General features: G+C 59.9%; 8 protein-coding genes. 1 reads left to right on the top strand and 7 read right to left on the bottom strand.

All coding sequences use genetic code 11. The features are described from left to right. Nucleotides 1–44: 44 nt before the first annotated feature. The 3 genes from ACPPVV_RS01125 to ACPPVV_RS01115 all read right to left on the bottom strand — a co-directional run bounded on the left by ACPPVV_RS01125 (nucleotide 45) and on the right by ACPPVV_RS01115 (nucleotide 6,853). Nucleotides 45–4,694, bottom strand: a complete 4,650-nt coding sequence (locus ACPPVV_RS01125; protein ID WP_426701647.1) for a beta strand repeat-containing protein — start codon at nucleotides 4,692–4,694, stop codon at nucleotides 45–47. 115 nt (nucleotides 4,695–4,809) lie between these two features. Then, on the bottom strand, nucleotides 4,810–6,192 hold the full coding sequence (locus ACPPVV_RS01120; protein ID WP_426701646.1) for a CsgG/HfaB family protein: 1,383 nt from the start codon (nucleotides 6,190–6,192) through the stop codon (nucleotides 4,810–4,812). Nucleotides 6,193–6,238: 46 nt separating this feature from the next. After that, nucleotides 6,239–6,853: a hypothetical protein gene (locus tag ACPPVV_RS01115; RefSeq protein WP_426701645.1), complete on the bottom strand. Its 615-nt coding sequence runs from the start codon at nucleotides 6,851–6,853 to the stop codon at nucleotides 6,239–6,241. 430 nt (nucleotides 6,854–7,283) lie between these two features. Between ACPPVV_RS01115 and ACPPVV_RS01110 the strand changes: the two genes are divergently transcribed. Beyond that, nucleotides 7,284–8,189, top strand: a complete 906-nt coding sequence (locus ACPPVV_RS01110) for a helix-turn-helix domain-containing protein (RefSeq protein WP_426701644.1) — start codon at nucleotides 7,284–7,286, stop codon at nucleotides 8,187–8,189. 254 nt (nucleotides 8,190–8,443) lie between these two features. On the opposite strand, the gene ACPPVV_RS01105 is transcribed toward ACPPVV_RS01110, so the two are convergent. The 4 genes from ACPPVV_RS01105 to ACPPVV_RS01090 all read right to left on the bottom strand — a co-directional run bounded on the left by ACPPVV_RS01105 (nucleotide 8,444) and on the right by ACPPVV_RS01090 (nucleotide 16,803). Beyond that, nucleotides 8,444–8,854, bottom strand: coding sequence for a hypothetical protein (locus ACPPVV_RS01105; RefSeq protein WP_426701643.1), 411 nt, complete (start codon nucleotides 8,852–8,854; stop codon nucleotides 8,444–8,446). 59 nt (nucleotides 8,855–8,913) lie between these two features. Further along, nucleotides 8,914–9,405 (bottom strand): DUF4019 domain-containing protein, encoded by a 492-nt coding sequence (locus ACPPVV_RS01100; RefSeq protein WP_426701642.1) that lies wholly within the window; start codon nucleotides 9,403–9,405, stop codon nucleotides 8,914–8,916. Between the two features lie 213 nt (nucleotides 9,406–9,618). Then, nucleotides 9,619–9,744 carry a hypothetical protein gene (locus ACPPVV_RS01095; protein WP_426701641.1) on the bottom strand — a complete coding sequence of 42 codons (126 nt, stop codon included), beginning with the start codon at nucleotides 9,742–9,744 and terminating at the stop codon, nucleotides 9,619–9,621. Nucleotides 9,745–10,173: 429 nt separating this feature from the next. Then, entirely contained in the window at nucleotides 10,174–16,803 is a 6,630-nt protein-coding gene (locus ACPPVV_RS01090; protein ID WP_426701640.1) for a YadA-like family protein, read from the bottom strand. Between the last annotated feature and the right edge of the window lie 192 nt (nucleotides 16,804–16,995).

Raw genomic sequence — 16,995 nt, 5'->3', positions numbered from 1 at the left:
CCCTTCCCACCATCACGCTGCCGCGAACGGCGGTCGCCGTTTTCTTAGTTGCCGATGCCGATATGGTTGATCGCCGAGTTGCCCGCGGCGGTCGCGCTGATCGTGTTGTTGTTGACGGTCACCGGCGAATTGCTGCCGATGCCGGCAATCACGCCGATGGTTACGTTGCTCACGGTGGCGCTGATGGAGGCAGTGTTCACCTGCGAGCTGACCAGTGAAGCGCTCGGCATGCCGATATTGCTCACCGACGCCAGCACGATGCTGTTGCTGGCGCTATTACCCGCGGCCGATGCCATCGCCTGGTTGCCAGTAACAGTACCCACGCTGTTGAGCATCTGTGAGGCACTGCCGCGCGCTGCAATGGTTCCGGCATCGGCATTGACGCCGATCGAGCTGCCAGCAATTTCCGCGCTTACCGCCGCTGCATTGTTCTGCATGTTCAGCACTGCATAGTCGGCCACTGCCTGACTGCCATTGCTGTCGATGCTGGCCTGCGTCGCAATGGACGCCGCTGCATTCAAGGCCATCGGCTGTATGTTGATGGCGTTGCTTGCACTGTTGCCGCTGGCGCTGGTACTCAACAGATTGTCAGCGACGGTCATGGCGGCATTGGTGATGACACCACCTGCGCCGTCCAGACCACGGTTGTAGATACCGACATCCGCATTGCTGATCTGGCTAACCGCGCTGCCTGCCGCCGACTGCTGGTTGGCCACCGCCGCTGTGGCGGCGATGCTCGCCGCACCATCCACCCGCACGCTGTTGCTGGCATTGTTGAGGCTCGTCTGCGCCGCAAACTGGTTGCCGGTTACCGTCAGGTTGCTGGCCGCATCGGTGTTGCCGATGGTGCTTTGGGTGTCGCTGGCCATGACTTCGATTCCGCTCATGCCGGGTTTGAGGGTGGCGATTGCCGCACCCGAAGCGGTCTGCGCGTTCAGCAACGACTCGTCAGCCTGCGCATACACGGTGCCGTCGTCCCTGCTGACCGCGCGGAAGTCGGCATCGCTGCCGCCGATGGTGCTGGCGCCGGTGACATGGATCTGGTTGGTCGCGTCATTGAACCCGGCCTGGGCCAGCATCGTGTTGCCGCTGACGGTGATCGGCAAGGCCGTCGTCGTACCGACCGAACCATTTACCTGAACACCGAAGCCCAGTGCATCGGCCGCGAACCCACCCGTGGCACTTACCGTGCCTGCCGCATCCTGCTGGTTGAAGACGGAAGCCGAAGCATCGATCTGCGTGCCTTGCAGACTGAGTGTGTCGGTAGCCGCGTTGGCCTGAGCCAGCGCCTGCTGGACGTTGTTGCTGACGGTTACGCTGCCGCCATCCAGATTACCCTGGCCAAGAGCCAAGCCGATGCCCGTGCCGTTGTTGTCGGAGTCAAGCAGGGAAGCACTGACGGTGCCACCCATGGTCTGCGTGTTGGCCACGCCGTAGTCGGCCAGCACGAACTGCGGAAGAATGCCCGAGTTCGGCTGGATCGACGCAGCGCCGTAGGTATAGCTACCATCGACATAGCGACTGTCGCCGCTCAGCGTGCCCGCAGCCACGTTCAACTGGTTTGACGCCGTGTTGGCACTGGCCAGGCTGGAGACTGTGTTGCTGGAGATGCTGGCGGTCGACCCTGTGACGTCGTAGTGACCGGCGATGACTCCCAGCAGGCTATTGGCGCTGCTGGTGGTATCGCCAGACGACTGCTGCACGTTCTGCAGCGCTGCGGTCGTGTTCAGGCTGGACAGCGGCGCGGGGACGAGCACCGTGCTGCCATTTTGCTGCTGGTACTCGGCACCGAGGTACAGCCCATTGGTGGCGTAGTTGTCGCGTGCCTCGGCACTGACGGTGTTGTTATTGACTGTCAGCGTGCTGTCGCCAATGGAATGGCGATCGTCAAGTGCCCCATCGGTCAGGCTGAGGCCGATATTGCCGTTGTCCACGCTGGCGGTGCGGCTGGTGGCATCACCACCCGTGTCGACCTGGACGTTCTGCAAGGCGAAGCCGGCGGACACACTCATATCGGTCGCCGTCATGAGGCCAACGCCTCCAACTGGTGCCGTGGATGCCGCAGGCGTATAGCTGGTACCCGCGAAGGTCATCGTGTTGCCGGCGATGTTGCCGCCAGCGAAGGCGCTCACGCCGTTATTGTTTACGGTGGCGTCCATATCTTCCGCATTGCCATGCACGAACGCACCGATCTGCTCCAGATCCCGAACGTCATCCCCCGTGACGCTTGCGCTGGCGATCACGCTTGCGGCGTTCTCCTGAAGATTGCCCAGAGAAGCAACCTGATCGGAGTGGCCGGAATCTGGGGTCAGATTGCCTGCACCGACGTTCAAATTGTTGCCGACGTTGTTGGCGATTGCGCTAGTGGAGGCACTGTTGCCGCTGACGTTGATAGCTCCGTCGGTCACGTTGCCACGCACTAGGTCGTCGCCGGACCAGGGATGCTCGCCAACATTAACGCCGATAAAGCTATCGGTCGCTTGCGCTGTCACGCTACCCGCATTTTTTTGATTGCTGGCAATCGCCAGTTCAGCCTTGTTTGTGTTCGTTTCCGCGGCCGTGTCAATGACGTTGCTTGCCGTACTCCAGTTGTTTTGGCTAGGAAGTCCCAGGCCCTCATTGGCAAAGTCGGTGGTAACGCTATTGCTGGCCTGGTTGGCGGAGGCATCGGCATTCAGCTGGTCGCCATCGACCGTCAAGCTCGCAGTGGTGGACGAGCCTCCACCCAGGTAGACGCCGACCTGGGCGCCTTCCACCTTGGCATCGATAACGCTGTCGTTGAACTGGCCATTGGACATCTGCGCGTTCACGTGGCCGTTGGTGCCACCCAGCATGACGCCGGTCGTGGCAGCATTTCCGCCGGCGCTGGCGCTGACTGTATCGTCGTTCACCGTAACGCTTGCACCGTCGAGGCCGCCGTTATAGTACGCGCCGATCCATCCGCCGTGCGTACTGAAAGCGTCCGTGCCGATTCCGACCTCAGCAGAAATCGATGCGCCGCCGGTATTGGACTGCTCGTTGCCCACAGCGACGCCGGCCGTTCCGGTAGTTACCAGACCGGACGTGGCACTGTTGGCGGACATGTTGTCGACAGTATCCCAGGTATCGTAATTGCTGCCTTGCAGATCAATCGTCGTGTTCGCCTGATTCCCGTTCGCATCGGCGCCGATGTGGTCGCTGGAGACGGAGACGCTGCCGCCGTTGGCGACATCGCTGATGTCCCCCAGCACGGCGGTCGCGATCATGGCGCCGTCCACTGCGGAAGAAATCGAAGTTCCCTGGTTGACCTGCTGATTCCCGACGGCGCTGTTGGCGCTGAAGTCCGCGGAATCCGCGCTAACCTGATTGATGGCCTGGTTGCCGCCAGCGCTTGCATCAATGCCGTTTCCAGTCATCGTCATCGCGCTGCCGTCGCCTAGGTGCAGGCTCGTGCCGAGAATGGAGCTGCCGCCGACGTGGCTGTCCAGTTCCGTAGCCTGATTGCGTTGAGTATTGAGCAGGACGAGATCGCCACTGAGGATGCCCCGGGTGTTGGCCTGTTCCGTCAGATGGGCGGATGGGGAATTGCCATGTACGTCGATGCCTTTGGCAAAGACGATCGCGGTGGTCGCCGTGTTGCCTTGTGCCGACGCATCCAGGTTGTTCTTGGAGACGCTCAACGCGCCAGCCAGCGCACCGCCCAGGAAAGCGCTGATACCGCTATCCTCGACCGAAGCGGCGTCGCCCGCATCAAAGCCGACGGTGTTGATGTTGGTTTGGCCATTGATCGCGCTGACGCTTCCGCTGAAACTCGTGCCGGCGGTGGCGTCAAAACGATTGTCACTCTGGTTACCAGAGTAGCTGGCTGCAATGGCGTTGCCGTTGGCTGTGACACCAACCGTCAGAGTAGCTAGCCCCGGCAACGGCGGCGGAATGGAGGGAGCCATCGCGTCATTGACGCTGATGTCCGAGTCTGCGATGTGCGCATAGGACTGAGCACCCGCACCCGCATCGACCGTGGTCTGCACGTTGCCGACGGATACGCCGCCGGTGCTGGTCAGTGTCGTAGGTGTGGTCGCACTGAATTTGTACTCGATACTTCCCGCGGCGGTGCCGTCGAAGCTGTCCGTCAGACCGCCTGACGCCTGATTACTGGCACTGTTGATCGAGGTGGTGGCTTTGATGCTGTTGTTGGATTGCGTGATGGATCCGGCGGCGTAATTGGTCAAATCCGTGGCGATGGAACCGCCATTGATGCTGCTCTGTACCGAGGCCTCGTCAAACAGTTGCCCATTGAGAATGCCCAGACCCTCATTGAGGCCATCGCGTCCCAACGACGACAGATCCACAGTGTTCGCCGCGCCGTTGGCGCCAGCCAACCCCGTCGTGCTGTCTTCCGTGGCTGCGAGGAGGGCATTATTGTTTGTGGTGACTGGAGCGCCCGACATGCTGGCATCGACCAGGATGTTCGCACCGGTGACGTCAGCGGTGACGTCGCCGGTCAAGTACTGCGAATTGGTGATTCCATCCAGATAACCTTGCAAGGAAGCGGACTGCGTCCAGAGGTTCGGCGCATGGCTAGGGGTGAGCGTATAGGTCGATTGACCCGTCAACGTTTCAGCTGTGGCACCACCTGCTGCACCCAGCGCGAGTACCGCAGCGATGGCGCTGACCAGGGTTTTGCTCCGGTAATGCTTGTAATTGTCGCGATTCATTAGATCTAGCTCCCCTTGAAAACTTCGGCGATTCGGTCGCCGCTTCCGTTTCCACTTGAGTGTTTGTATCCGTCATGCAGTGGACAGCAATGGCGAACTGCATACTTGGTTCATGTCATGGCTGGGTAATTTCCAGCTTCGCGAAAATCTGGTAACCGGCACCGTCGTGTGTAATGCCGGTGTCGCTCAGCGACGGCACCCATGTCGTCCGAATGCGCGAGTTCGGAACACCACGCTGCACCAAGGCATCAGTGATCGCACCGATGCGGGCATTGGTCATGTCCTGGCGCTTCTGCGGCGCCCAGTTCTCGCTGTCATGGGCGGTCACCTGGATGTTCACCGCGCTCCCTTGAGCAGCCTCGCCGACGATCTTTTCGATAGCAGCGACCGCTGGCGCACCAAGTGCAGTGCTGCCAAAATCGAAAGGCACCTGATACAGCGTTCCAGCCTGGATAGCGGCACCGCCATTCTGTGGGATGCCGGATTGCGCCTCCGCGGCGTTGACAGCCGTCCGCCCCAAAGGCTTCGGCCCCATGGATGCATGGTTGGCAACACAGGTCTCTGCAGGCCCCGGAGTGATAGGGCAATCCTGACCTGTAGAGGGCATCGGAGACGATGTCCCGCTGGCCGTTTCGCGTGAAGCTTCAGCGTTCTGGATGCAAGCGTTGACCGGACTTCCTGCCACGGCTCCCACCAATTCCAGCGTGCCCTGCTCAAGTACGGTACGCACACCCAGCTGCAGTGGCTCCTGGTTCTTCGCGCCCACATTTACATCGAACAAGCGATTGCCAAAGAACCGGAACGTGTCCGCTCCTACTTCGTATCCGGTGATCTGCTTTTCCAGACTGACTGTCTTCACCACGCGCAAGGATTTCGTATCGACGATGCGAAGATCCACACCGATATTCATGGTGTAGGTACGATTCTTGATCCCGCTGTTGTTGATGGCAAACTCGAAACCACCGGACTGAATGTTGTAATTCAACTCGGTGATGCCACCGATGATGTAGTAGTCCGAACGCAGGATGCTGCCGCCAAAGTACGGAACCCAAGGCACCTGACTCTTTCCCTTGCCACTGTCAAGCACGTGGTCGTCGCCATCACCCAACTGACGGCGGTCGATATAAGCCAGTTCCAGCTCGGCAATGCGAGTATCAAAGCGTTCGGCCACACGGATCGCCGGGCCTAGCTTGCCCAGTGCCGTATAGACCATCAGAGGCCCGCCCTGAGTGATGGTGCTGCCCTCCTGCTGGCTGTAACGCCCGGTATAGTCCTTGACATCACCAACCGCGATGGCTAGTTGAGGCTGCCGCCGCGCCTCGATACCGCGGGCCAGACAGCCAAACGCCGACTCGAGCGGCGTGGTGTTGGCCCGCACGCGCGAACCCATCACCACGGGTGCCTCATCCGGTGCCAAACGCCGGGCATGTTCGCTGGCGCAACCTGTCAAAATCACGCCGGCAGCAAGCACCGCCACTTTTACAAACCTTGCAATCACGTAGACCCCCTGCGACTCCGCGCTGAAGCGCCGTCGCCTATCGTTGTCAGTTCAGTGCGCCGCCAGTGCCGGCCAACGCACAGGCGGTGTTGCCGTCCATGCTTACGGATTGCGAACCGTTGTTGGTCTGGTCCGAATTGAGCACCTGGCTGTTCTGGCCGCCACCAGCGCTAATCGAACCCGAACTGGTATTAGTCGAAGATCCATTCACCCCAGAGCCCAGCGAGCCGCTGTTGTCCTGCTGGTTATCCGTGTGGCCGAGGCCGCCTTCACCGTTGTCAGTGCTGCTGTTTCCGGTTGTGCTGGCGCTGGTCGAACCGGTATTACTGACCACGGGTGACGAAGCACTACCGGTCATGCCATTGCTGCCACTGTTGCCTGCCGACGTTCCAGACACGTTGCAGTTGGTCTGGTGACCGATGTTTGTGACATTGGTGGTGTTGTACGTACTTCCGAAAGAGTTGTAGTAGCCACCTTTCTTGCGCTGGATCAGGTCGGCAATTGCTGCCATGTTGGCCTTGTCGGCTGTAGTCTGGAATTGCCATGACGTGTTCTCGCCATAGCCGTTGGCGTGCACGTCGGCTACCCAGCCAAGCAAAGCCAATGTCACCCCGGCGAGCATCAGAGGCATTCGCTGGCGGATCTGATGGTGTGTTTTCATTCGCAATTTCCCTGCCGGTTCCAATGAGTGCGATCAAGTTCACAAAATTCAGTGACTAACTTGGGTACCTTGCTTATCAAGGCAGTTTCATCGCGTCACTTCCGCGATTCGCCTTCTTGCATCGCCTCAGCTCGACGCATGCGTGCAGCATCGTAAGCGTGTACTTACCTGTCGACGCGACAATCTGTCCCGTCGCCCGCGACGCTTCGTCCCCATTTTTTTCGTCGTACCTGGGCACTTTTCGCCACCTCGCCCAGCAGGTGACGTGGTGTCCGCCTCTCTGCAAAGAACGCCATTCCCGCGTACAGGCTAGGGTCTTGGCGAACTTGATAGCGTTGTAAATCCGTGGCACGCAATGTGCCATGTAGGTGCTCTGTCCCATGGAGGCGGCACCTTGGAGTCTGAGATCGGCGCTCATACCAGTTGCACCATGTTCAACACGGCACTCATGGAGCCAAGGCTCCGTACACGTGCCTTTCGTCAATGGATCAGCTCAGTTGCTGACATCCATGCAACTGACAATAAACCGATGGATGTCTCCATCGCTGCTTACGACCTTGGTGAATTGATCATTGCACGCTCTTCCACAAGTTCCGCCCGCTATTGTCGCGACGAGAGAGTCATGGAACGGAGCGAATTCAACGATCGCCTACTTCTGAGGCTTTCCCAGGGCGGAGAGGTTCGAGGAAACTTTGGTAAAGATTCCTGTCTGCAGATAAAGACGGGGGATATCTACCTGAGTGATTTGTCACAGCCGGTCGATCTGCTTGTCGACAACGGTAAACATGTCAATCTCCTGGTTCCACGCCGACTTCTCGGAGAATCCGTTCGACCCTTGCACGGGCAAATTTTGCGAAAGGAGCATCTTCCCTGTCGGATGCTCACACAACATCTGCTTCGTCTTGTCGAGATGCTTCCGAGTCTCGATAACGCGCACACTCCAGTTGTCGCTCAGGCGACTATTGGTGTAATGAAGCGCTGCTTTCAGATAGCCATGCGCGAACACGGCAGCCATCTGTGGTCAGAACGCGTGCGAGCACGCATGCTGGCATATATCGATGCTCAGATTGGAGATGCCGAGTTGAGCGCTGCCACATTGCAAGGTCGGTTCAGGATATCGCGAACTCAGCTTTACCGACTCTTCGCAGACCTCGGTGGGATTCAGCATCACATCCGCGAAAGGCGTCTTGAAGCGGCCTTTCGCGCACTCCGCGATCACCCAGAGCAAACAATTTCAGAGGTCATTTTCCAGTATGGATTCACTAATGAGCGGCAGTTCCAGCGTGCGTTCCGCTCGCATTACGGAATGACTGCCACCGAAGCACGTGACCGTTAAATCGGTGCTCTTCGTGGTCGTCATCACAGAAGTCATCGTGGGCGGCGGGCCACAAATGTCGTTGGCAATTTCAGATCTCGAAGCTTGCGTCTGCTGCCGCATATGAAGGTGCGGCACAACAAAAACGCGCCCTTGGCCCGGATGGAGAGTCTTCTTGACATCAAGCCTTGACAGGATGGGGTGCCAATTGTGCATCTCGAGATCGAAACCTCTACGATCTTCAATGCGAACCGACTACTAAAGTGAGCTTCAGATCAGACCGCGACGCTCGTGGCAAGTGCGATTGCATCGCGAATGTCTTCCGCTTCATTCGGGGAGAGCGACAACTGCATGTCGACCACCACCTGGGACGGAACGGAGCGGATCATCCGTGGCACGAGCCCGTACTCCAGATCATGTAGGCTGTCGGTGACAGCAATTTCGGTATGACCTTTCGTGGTCCCATTACGAGGGAATGAGAAGGCGCAGATATACCTTCCCCGAGCCTCCATCATCTCCACAACCACTCTTGGGACCATTTCGCACCACAGCAAGCCTTGGGGTTTGAGATCTGGGTTCCGGCTGATACGAACAAGGCGGCGCCCCTCATCCGAGCCACGATCGGCAACAACAAGATATGCCTCTTCTTTTTTGGAATTTATGCGTCTGCTTCGGCTTTTTTGCATCAATTCCGTCTCCTCGCGAATTTTTGTTTCTAAAAAGTAACAGCGAGAAAACGCGCGAATCAACGCACGCTATAGCCGGACACGCGCCAGACCTTGTCATTGTCCAAGTGGTACGAAACCAGCTCCCGTACCGGCTTATTTTCTCTCGCGAACTGGGTCGAATAGTCGACGCTGATGTAAAGTCCAGCCGGCACCTCACCTCCTTTCGACTGAGAAAAGGTGATAGCCACCTGTTTACGGAAAGAGGGTGCGCCGAGTTTGCTCCGGTCGATATAGATCTTTCGCACAAAGTCTGCACGCTTGAACATCTTCGCCACACTGGACGCCTTGTCCCACACCATGCCCAACTGACCATGGTCGATAGCCTGGACAATCCTCAAGGAATCTTGCGCTAGCGTTTCGACCTGATCCCTGATCTGCATCTGCTGATCCTGCGTCAGCGCCGACAACGACCTATCAACCCCATGCGGGGTTGTTGGGACCATTGAAGACTGCGCATAAACAATCGATGTAACCGTCAACAACGCCGCGAAAAGCATTTTCTTGAACATCCAACCAACCTCCAAAATATCAGCGGGCCGCGATCGCAAGTAACTCCATCAGTGCAAGAACTATCGATAGTTAGCGTGCAGAACCACTTCCTCGGACAGGAGCGACCGTTACTCGACGAAATAAACATCTCTTTGCGAAGGTTGGCAGTGTCGACCCACGCCACGATCAAGTCGCCAATAACTTAAACGCGATGCCAAACCGACCTGTCCTGATCAGTCGTAGATCAGGGTAACCAGCTGTGCCGAACCACCATGTGCATTGATGGCCTGCGTATAGCTGGCGAAGTAGCTGAGCAGGTGGTCAGGGCTATGCGGCGACAGATGAGTCACCCTCAGCATGTACGCGCCGGCGATGGCCGACCTTCCGGAACTTGGACAGCCCCTCTGCTGGGACATGACGGCTGCCGACCGGATGATAGTCTGTTCAAGGGCAATCGCGCAGGTGGGGACCACCACTGCGCCACTGAAGTTGATGCGCCCATCCGCAGCTCGGGCGGGCAATGAACCAAGCATCGCGATGCACACTCCGCAGGTTAGGACCAGATTGATAAGCACGCCCGTCATGCGCTTAGGTGCGCACGTCACTACCGAGTTAGCGGCACGCAAACTTGGACCTGTTATGTAAGGAATCAAGAAGAGTTTCTCAATCGCCTTCGGGACCCATCGATATTCAGATAAGTTTCGATATCTGTTCGTGTTTCGAACGAGTAGCAAACAGGAAAGCCGAGCGGCTCCAATTTTTCGGAAACCGCTCGCCTTGTCAGCCAATTACCAGACCATCGCTGCACCCACACTGGCGCCGGTATCCTGGCGGGTGTTGGTAGTCAGATTGAGTTTGTAGACCCAACGTCCGCTTTCGGAGATGGTGGACAAACCCACCGCCAGGGCCGTTTCGCCGTGGAAGTTACCTACTGCCACTGCCGCTGCGTTCTGATTGGGTTGATAGGCCTGCGGCAGTCCCGCCATGGCCATGGCCGAAGCCACACCCGCATTCGCGCGACTGCCAATCTGGTTCAGTTGCCGATTGAGACCATCAAAGCGCTGGTCCGTATAGCTCTTGGACCAATCCATTGCCTTCGTGAGGCCATCATTCAGCTGCCCCACGTTAACCGCATCGGTGCTGGCAGTGCCGGCACCTACGTTATGCACGACGGTGGCATCGCCACCGCGATTGAACGTGACATTGCCGCGGTCCACGCTGACGGTTCCATCAGCATTGACGGTGGTGTCGTACTGCACTGCTCCAGCTTGCGACGCCTGCAGCTGGCTCATATTCACTGCATCAGTAGCTTCAGTACCGGCCGCTACGTTAGTGATCTGACGAGTCTGGTCCGCCGATCCAACAGATACGCTGTTGTCACGATCGGCAACCGAGTCCGTCCCCAGGGCGACACTGTTTGCCCCAGTCGACATGGCGTCCGTGCCCAAGGCAATGCTTTCAACACCTGAAGCCGCTGCCCCGGCACCGGCAGCCATTGCATTGCTTCCAGTGGCTTTCGGCTTAGCCTTCGCATCGGTATTGTTGACTTGGAAATAGCCATCCGTACCATTCTGCAGCTTGGTAATGTCACCCGTGTTCTGGGTGACACGGCCGTCCACATCGCTCACTGCGGCGCTGACATTACCGATCTGCGTATCGGTGTAGTCCTTCGCTTCAGCCACGGCTCCATCGAGCTGACGCAAGTTCACCGCATCAGTTGCGTTCTTGCCATCGGCCACATTACTGATCGTGCGCTCGTTCCCGACCGAACCCACGGACACTGTGCCCGCCGTGTTGTTCTGAGCATCGGAGTACTTGCCCGTATAGCTTTCGGCACCACGATCGGCAACGGAACCGGAACCTAGCGCGACGTCACCGCCCTGGTTAGCCTGCGCGCCATTGCCCAATGCCGTACTACTATTGCCAGCAGCCGTGCTGCCATTGCCGACGGCCAGGCTGCCGTCGCCCGATGCCACTGCACCGGCACCACCGGCGGCGGAGTTCTCTCCAGACGCCTGCGGCGCCACCGAGTTGCCACTCTGGTTGACTTGGAACGGGCCTGCAGCGCCGTTGGCGATATCATCAACGTCACCCTGGATGCTGGCGATATCGGTGGTGTTTTGGTCGACTTGCTCGCCGACTTCCTTCAATTGACCAACGTTCACCGCATCGGTGTCAGCACTGCCGGCGGCCACGCCGGTCAGCTTGCGTTGACCGTCGGCAGTGCCAATCGCCACTTCGCCGACCGATGACTGGAGCGCAGCCAAGCGATAGGCCTGATAGTCGATCTGTGCACCAACGGTCGTCACCGAACCAGCACCCAACGCGACACTGTCGTCTTGGGTGGCATGAGCGTTGAAGCCCACCGCCACGCTGCGCGCGCCGCTCGCCTCGTTGAAGCTGCCGATCGCCATGGCCGCATCACCCGTGGCTGACGCCTGATAGCCTACTGCCGTGCGATACGAGTGCGAGCTGTCGTCGTTCGCATCGGTGTTGGCATCGCCCGTGTTGGCGTATGTACCCATCGCGGTATCGCCCACACCCTTGGCTTGCGAGGCGAAGCCCACCGCCGTACCGAAGCGACCGGCCGTGTTGGCCTTGGCTGGGTCAGCGATATCACCACCGCCGATTGCCGTGCCAAAGTCGCCTGTAGTCGCTGCACCTTGGCCGATGGCCGTGCTGTCGGCACCGCCAGCCACGGTGTTGCGACCCATCGCGACAGCGTTCTCGCCCACCGCCGTGGCATTGAAGCCTGTCGCCGTCGAGCCCGCGCCCGTGGCGTGGGCATCGCCCTCGCCCAGGCCGGTGTCGTTGGTGCGGCCATACTTCACACCGCGGCCGTTCGCCGCTACATAGGTGTCGCCGGTATCGCCCGCCACCGCCGTCATCGTGTCGCCCAGCGCCGTCACGTTCTCGTTGGTGGCATTAAGCTGCGTACCGTTCACCGCATCGGTGCTGCCATCGGCCAGTTCACCCTGCGCCACGTTGTTGAGCTTCGTGCCGCCAGTGACACCGCCGTCGGCCGATGCCGTGCCACCCAGTGTTACCGATGCCTTGCTGGCATCGTCGTACTGCACAGCGTCATCGGCCAGGTTGTCCAGCTTGCTGTCGACCGCCTTCACTTGGGCCACGTTTGCACCGTCGCTGTCGATTTCGCCAGCAGCTACGCCTGTGATCTTGCGACCACCAATATTGACTTCGCCAGTCGAGCTGCTGGCACCCACCGCATAGCCGGTGTAGTTCGCCTGCGCGCCCACCGTGGTGGCCGAGTTCGAGCCCAGCGCGACACTGTCATCTTGGGTAGCATGGGCGTTGAAGCCCACTGCGACGCTGCGTGCACCGCTCGCCTCGTTGAAGCTGCCGATCGCCATGGCCGCATCACCCGTGGCTGACGCCTGATAGCCTACTGCCGTGCGATACGAGTGCGAGCTGTCGTCGTTCGCATCGGTGTTGGCATCGCCCGTGTTGGCGTATGTACCCATCGCGGTATCGCCCACCCCCTTGGCTTGCGAGGCGAAGCCCACCGCCGTACCGAAGCGACCGGCCGTGTTGGCCTTGGTTGGGTCAGCGATATCACCACCGCCGATCGCCGTGCCAAAGTCGCCCGTAGTCGCTGCACCTTGGCCGATGGCCGTGCTGTCGGCACCGCCAGCCACGGTGTTGCGACCCATCGCGACAGCGTTCTCGCCCACCGCCGTGGCATTGAAGCCTGTCGCCGTCGAGCCCGCGCCCGTGGCGTGGGCATCGCCCTCGCCCAGGCCGGTGTCGTTGGTGCGGCCATACTTCACACCGCGGCCGTTCGCCGCTACATAGGTGTCGCCGGTATCGCCCGCCACCGCCGTCATCGTGTCGCCCAACTCGGTGATGTTCCCCTCGGTGGTCGTAACCCGTGTTTCCAAACCGCTGATACCCGACGTGTTCTGGCCCACGCTGTCGTTTGTCGACTTGAGCTGGCCGCCATTCACAGCATCGGTGCTGCCGTCGGACAGGTCGCCCTGCGCTACGTGAGTGATCTTCCTCTGATTGGTCGCACTGCCCACCGAAACGGTGTTGGCTTCATCAGCCACCGAGTTCGAGCCCAGGGCCACACTGTCGGACGCACTGGCGTTGGCGGCATAGCCCAGTGCTGTACTGCGTGCGCCCGTCGCATGGTTGAACGCGCCTACCGCAACCGACGCGTCGCCGGTAGCCGAAGAGCCATAGCCCACTGCCGTGCGATACGAGTGCGAGCTGTCGTCGTTCGCATCGGTGTTGGCATCGCCCGTGTTGGCGTACGTGCCCATCGCGGTATCACCCACGCCCTTGGCCTGCGAGGCGAAGCCTACTGCTGTGCCGAAGCGACCCGACGTATTGGCTTTGGTCGGATCAGCGATATCGCCGCCGCCGATCGCCGTGCCAAAGTCGCCCGTAGTCACTGCACCTTGGCCGATGGCCGTGCTGTCGGCACCGCCAGCCACAGTGTTGCGACCCATCGCGACGGCGTTCTCGCCCTGAGCGGCGGCTCCATCTCCCATTGCATTCGAATGGTCGCCGACAGCTTGAGCACCTGCACCAATGGCAATGCTGTTGAGCCCAGAAACCGTGCTGTTCTGGCCGATGACGATGCCGCTGGTGCTGTTGGTAGCGACATTGCCGTTGCCGCCGACGAAAGCGTTCGCGGCGTTGCCTACGTTGTTGTCATTGCCGATAACCGCACTGCTAGTCGACGTTTCCATGACGTTGCGATTGCCACCGACGAACGTATCGCTGATACCCGCCAGCACGTTGTGGTTACCGCTTACGCTGACGTCACTGGCTGCTGCCAGAACATTGTTGCTGCCGGTGACGCTGTTCTCGCTAGCCTGTGCCACGACATTACTGTTGCCGGTGACGCCGTTGTCGCTGGCCTCCGACACGACGTTGCCATTACCAGTGATGCTGTTGTTGCGGGCCTTCGATACGAGGTTGGCGTTGCCACCGACATTGTTGCCGCTGGCGCGCGCCACGGTATTGGCGTTGCCATTAACGCTGTTGTTGCTGGCCTGCGTCACGGCATTGGTGTTGCCATCAATGCTGTTGTTGTGAGCCTGCGCCATGACGTTGTCGTTACCGTTAACGCTGTTGCTGCTGGCCTTCGATACAGTGTTGGTATTTCCGCCGACACTGTTGTCCCTGGCCTGCGTCACGACATTGGCGTGGCCATCAACGCTGTTGTTGTGAGCCCGCGCGATGACGTTTTCGTTGCCGTTAACGCTGTTGCCGCTGGCCCTCGACACGGTGTTGGTATTTCCGCCGACACCGTTGTCCCTGGCCTGCGTCACGACATTGGCGTTGCCATTAATGCTGTTGTCGCCGGCTTCCGCCACAACATTCTCGCGGCCAGTGACGCTGTTATTACTAGCTCTTCGCACTTCGTTGTCGGTGCCGATAACGCTGTTATCCCTGCCCTTGTGCACATGGTTGTAGTTGCCCGACACCACATTGCCGGAGGCCTCGGTCACGTGATTGTTGTTGCCGGCAAGGGCGTTGCGGTCGCCGTCCGTAACGTCGCTGTTAGTACCCGCCACGATGTTCTTGTCGCCAGCCTCGACGCGGTTGTCGGATCCGGTGATCTGATTGCGATTGCCGTCGAAAACGTGGCTTTCGTCGCCGACAACGGTGTTGTGGTTGCCGTCCTCACCCACCGTCGAGCCGCCTTCGTCGCTCTCCACGATACCCACGCCGCTGTTGTTGCCTAGCACCAGATTGCTGTTGCCGCCGACGATGCTGGTATTGCCGACGACATGGTTCTGGTCACCCATCGTCACGTTGACAACACCAGTCGACGTATTGCCGGAACCTTGAATCAGGTTGACCATGCCGGACGCGATATTGCCCGACCCATCGACAAAGTTGAGGTGGCCAGTGGAGATGTTGCCCGAGCCTTCGGTGCGATTGCCAAGGCCGGTGGCGACGTTGGCCTCGCCGTCCAGATCGTTGGCCGAACCCGTGGCGATATTTCCATCCCCTTTGGCGTGATTGCCGCTGCCGGTCAGGGTGTTGTAGCCGCCGCTGGCATGGTTGTCCGCGCCAGTCACGGTATTGTGGCCGCCGAGACCAATCACGGATGCATCGCCGTCGGAGGTGGAATGAGCACCGGTGACGGTATCGTTGTCGCCGCCAGCGCTCGCCTGGTAACCGCTGGCCACGGTGTTCTTGCCGCTGGCTGTGGCGCGATTGCCAATGGCTGCCGAGTGTGCGCCAGAGGCAGTCGCATTGACGCCAATGGCGAGACTGCGGTCGCCGCTCGCATCGCTGCCATAGCCTTCCGCGATCGCATAGTCCCCGCTGGCCGTGCTCTTGTGTCCGGTGGCCACACTGTTCTCGCCTTCGGCGCGCGCGTGGTCACCCGTGGCCACCGCATAGTCGCCATCGGCATAGGAGTTCACGCCCATCGCTATGCTGCGACTGCCTTCGGCGCGTGATGCCCAACCCATCGCGATGGCGTAATCGTTGCCTGCCTGTGCATCCCAACCCATGGCCACGCTGGAGTTGCCTTGGGCCACAGCGTTCGGTCCCACCGCGACCGCATTGACGCCGAGGGCTCGTGCCTCTGGGTCAGTCGAGTTGGCTTGGAAGTAGCGTGTCGCCTCAACAACTGCGCCGGACACCGCATCCAGCTGGCTCTTGTTCACGGCATCGTGGTCGGCGGTGGCATCAGCCACATTCACGACACGACGCCCGCCGAGGACGCTGCCCACCGAGACTGTGTCGGCCTCGCTGGCGACCGAGTTCGAGCCCAGTGCTACGCTGTTTGCGGCGTTGGCTTTCGCACTCGAACCCAGAGCGGTAGAGCCAGCGGCACCCGTATGCGCCGCAGTACCGATCGCCGTCGACTGGTTATATTCCGCGTAAGCCTTATCGCCAAACGCGGCACTGGACGCACCGGTGGCGCGCGCCTCAATACCCGTCGCGGTGGACCTGGCACCTGATGACTCGCTGGACCTGCCGATCGCGATACCGTCCTGGCTGGTCGCCTTGGCGCCGCTGCCCACCGCAATGTTGCCTCCATAGCCCGTTGTCGTGGCACCACTACCCAGGGCCACATCGTTGCTCTTGGCAGCCTCGGCATTGAGCCCGATGGCAATCGCGTTGGCGCCATCGGCTTGTGCCGTTGTACCCAACGCTAGAGAGTTGTTTCCGGAAGCGGAGGCACCATCACCGCAGGCGTAGGCAGTGGTGCCTGTAGCTGTTGGCGGAGTACCGATGCTCGTGTCATCGCAGACATCGCCTGCATGCGCCGCACCCATGGACAAGGCCAAACCGAGAGCCATCGAGGACAATGCCGCGCTGCGCAGTCGCTTCGAGCTACCACCTTTCCCCTTGGCATTGGCCAGCTCCGAGGCCACCACCAGCATGCCTAACGATTTGCTCCAAATCTTGCTGTAAATCCTGTTCATGGTGTCCTCACTCTGAAAATATGGCGCAGCGATGCCCGTCGGCCGGTCGTCAGACGACACCGATAGAAGGGATGATTGGAGGTCGCGGAAGTGGAAGTCAGCTTGGCGCGCAAGGTCGCGATCGACACCGTTGCGCAACCACCAGACCCGCCCCCTGTAAATTGACCCTGTAGTTCCACTTTCGAGCTTAGT

Source organism: Rhodanobacter sp. Col0626 (genome assembly GCF_049994385.1).
In the GTDB taxonomy this organism is placed as follows: domain Bacteria; phylum Pseudomonadota; class Gammaproteobacteria; order Xanthomonadales; family Rhodanobacteraceae; genus Rhodanobacter.
This window is presented reverse-complemented; position numbering and strand designations above follow the sequence as displayed.

Coding starts and splice junctions, on each gene's coding strand:
- ACPPVV_RS01125 (WP_426701647.1), bottom strand. CDS start 4,694: ATGAATCGCGACAATTACAAGCATTACCGGAGCAAAACCCTGGTCAGC.
- ACPPVV_RS01115 (WP_426701645.1), bottom strand. CDS start 6,853: ATGAAAACACACCATCAGATCCGCCAGCGAATGCCTCTGATGCTCGCC.
- ACPPVV_RS01110 (WP_426701644.1), top strand. CDS start 7,284: ATGTTCAACACGGCACTCATGGAGCCAAGGCTCCGTACACGTGCCTTT.
- ACPPVV_RS01105 (WP_426701643.1), bottom strand. CDS start 8,854: ATGCAAAAAAGCCGAAGCAGACGCATAAATTCCAAAAAAGAAGAGGCA.
- ACPPVV_RS01100 (WP_426701642.1), bottom strand. CDS start 9,405: ATGTTCAAGAAAATGCTTTTCGCGGCGTTGTTGACGGTTACATCGATT.
- ACPPVV_RS01095 (WP_426701641.1), bottom strand. CDS start 9,744: ATGCTGAGGGTGACTCATCTGTCGCCGCATAGCCCTGACCACCTGCTC.
- ACPPVV_RS01090 (WP_426701640.1), bottom strand. CDS start 16,803: ATGAACAGGATTTACAGCAAGATTTGGAGCAAATCGTTAGGCATGCTG.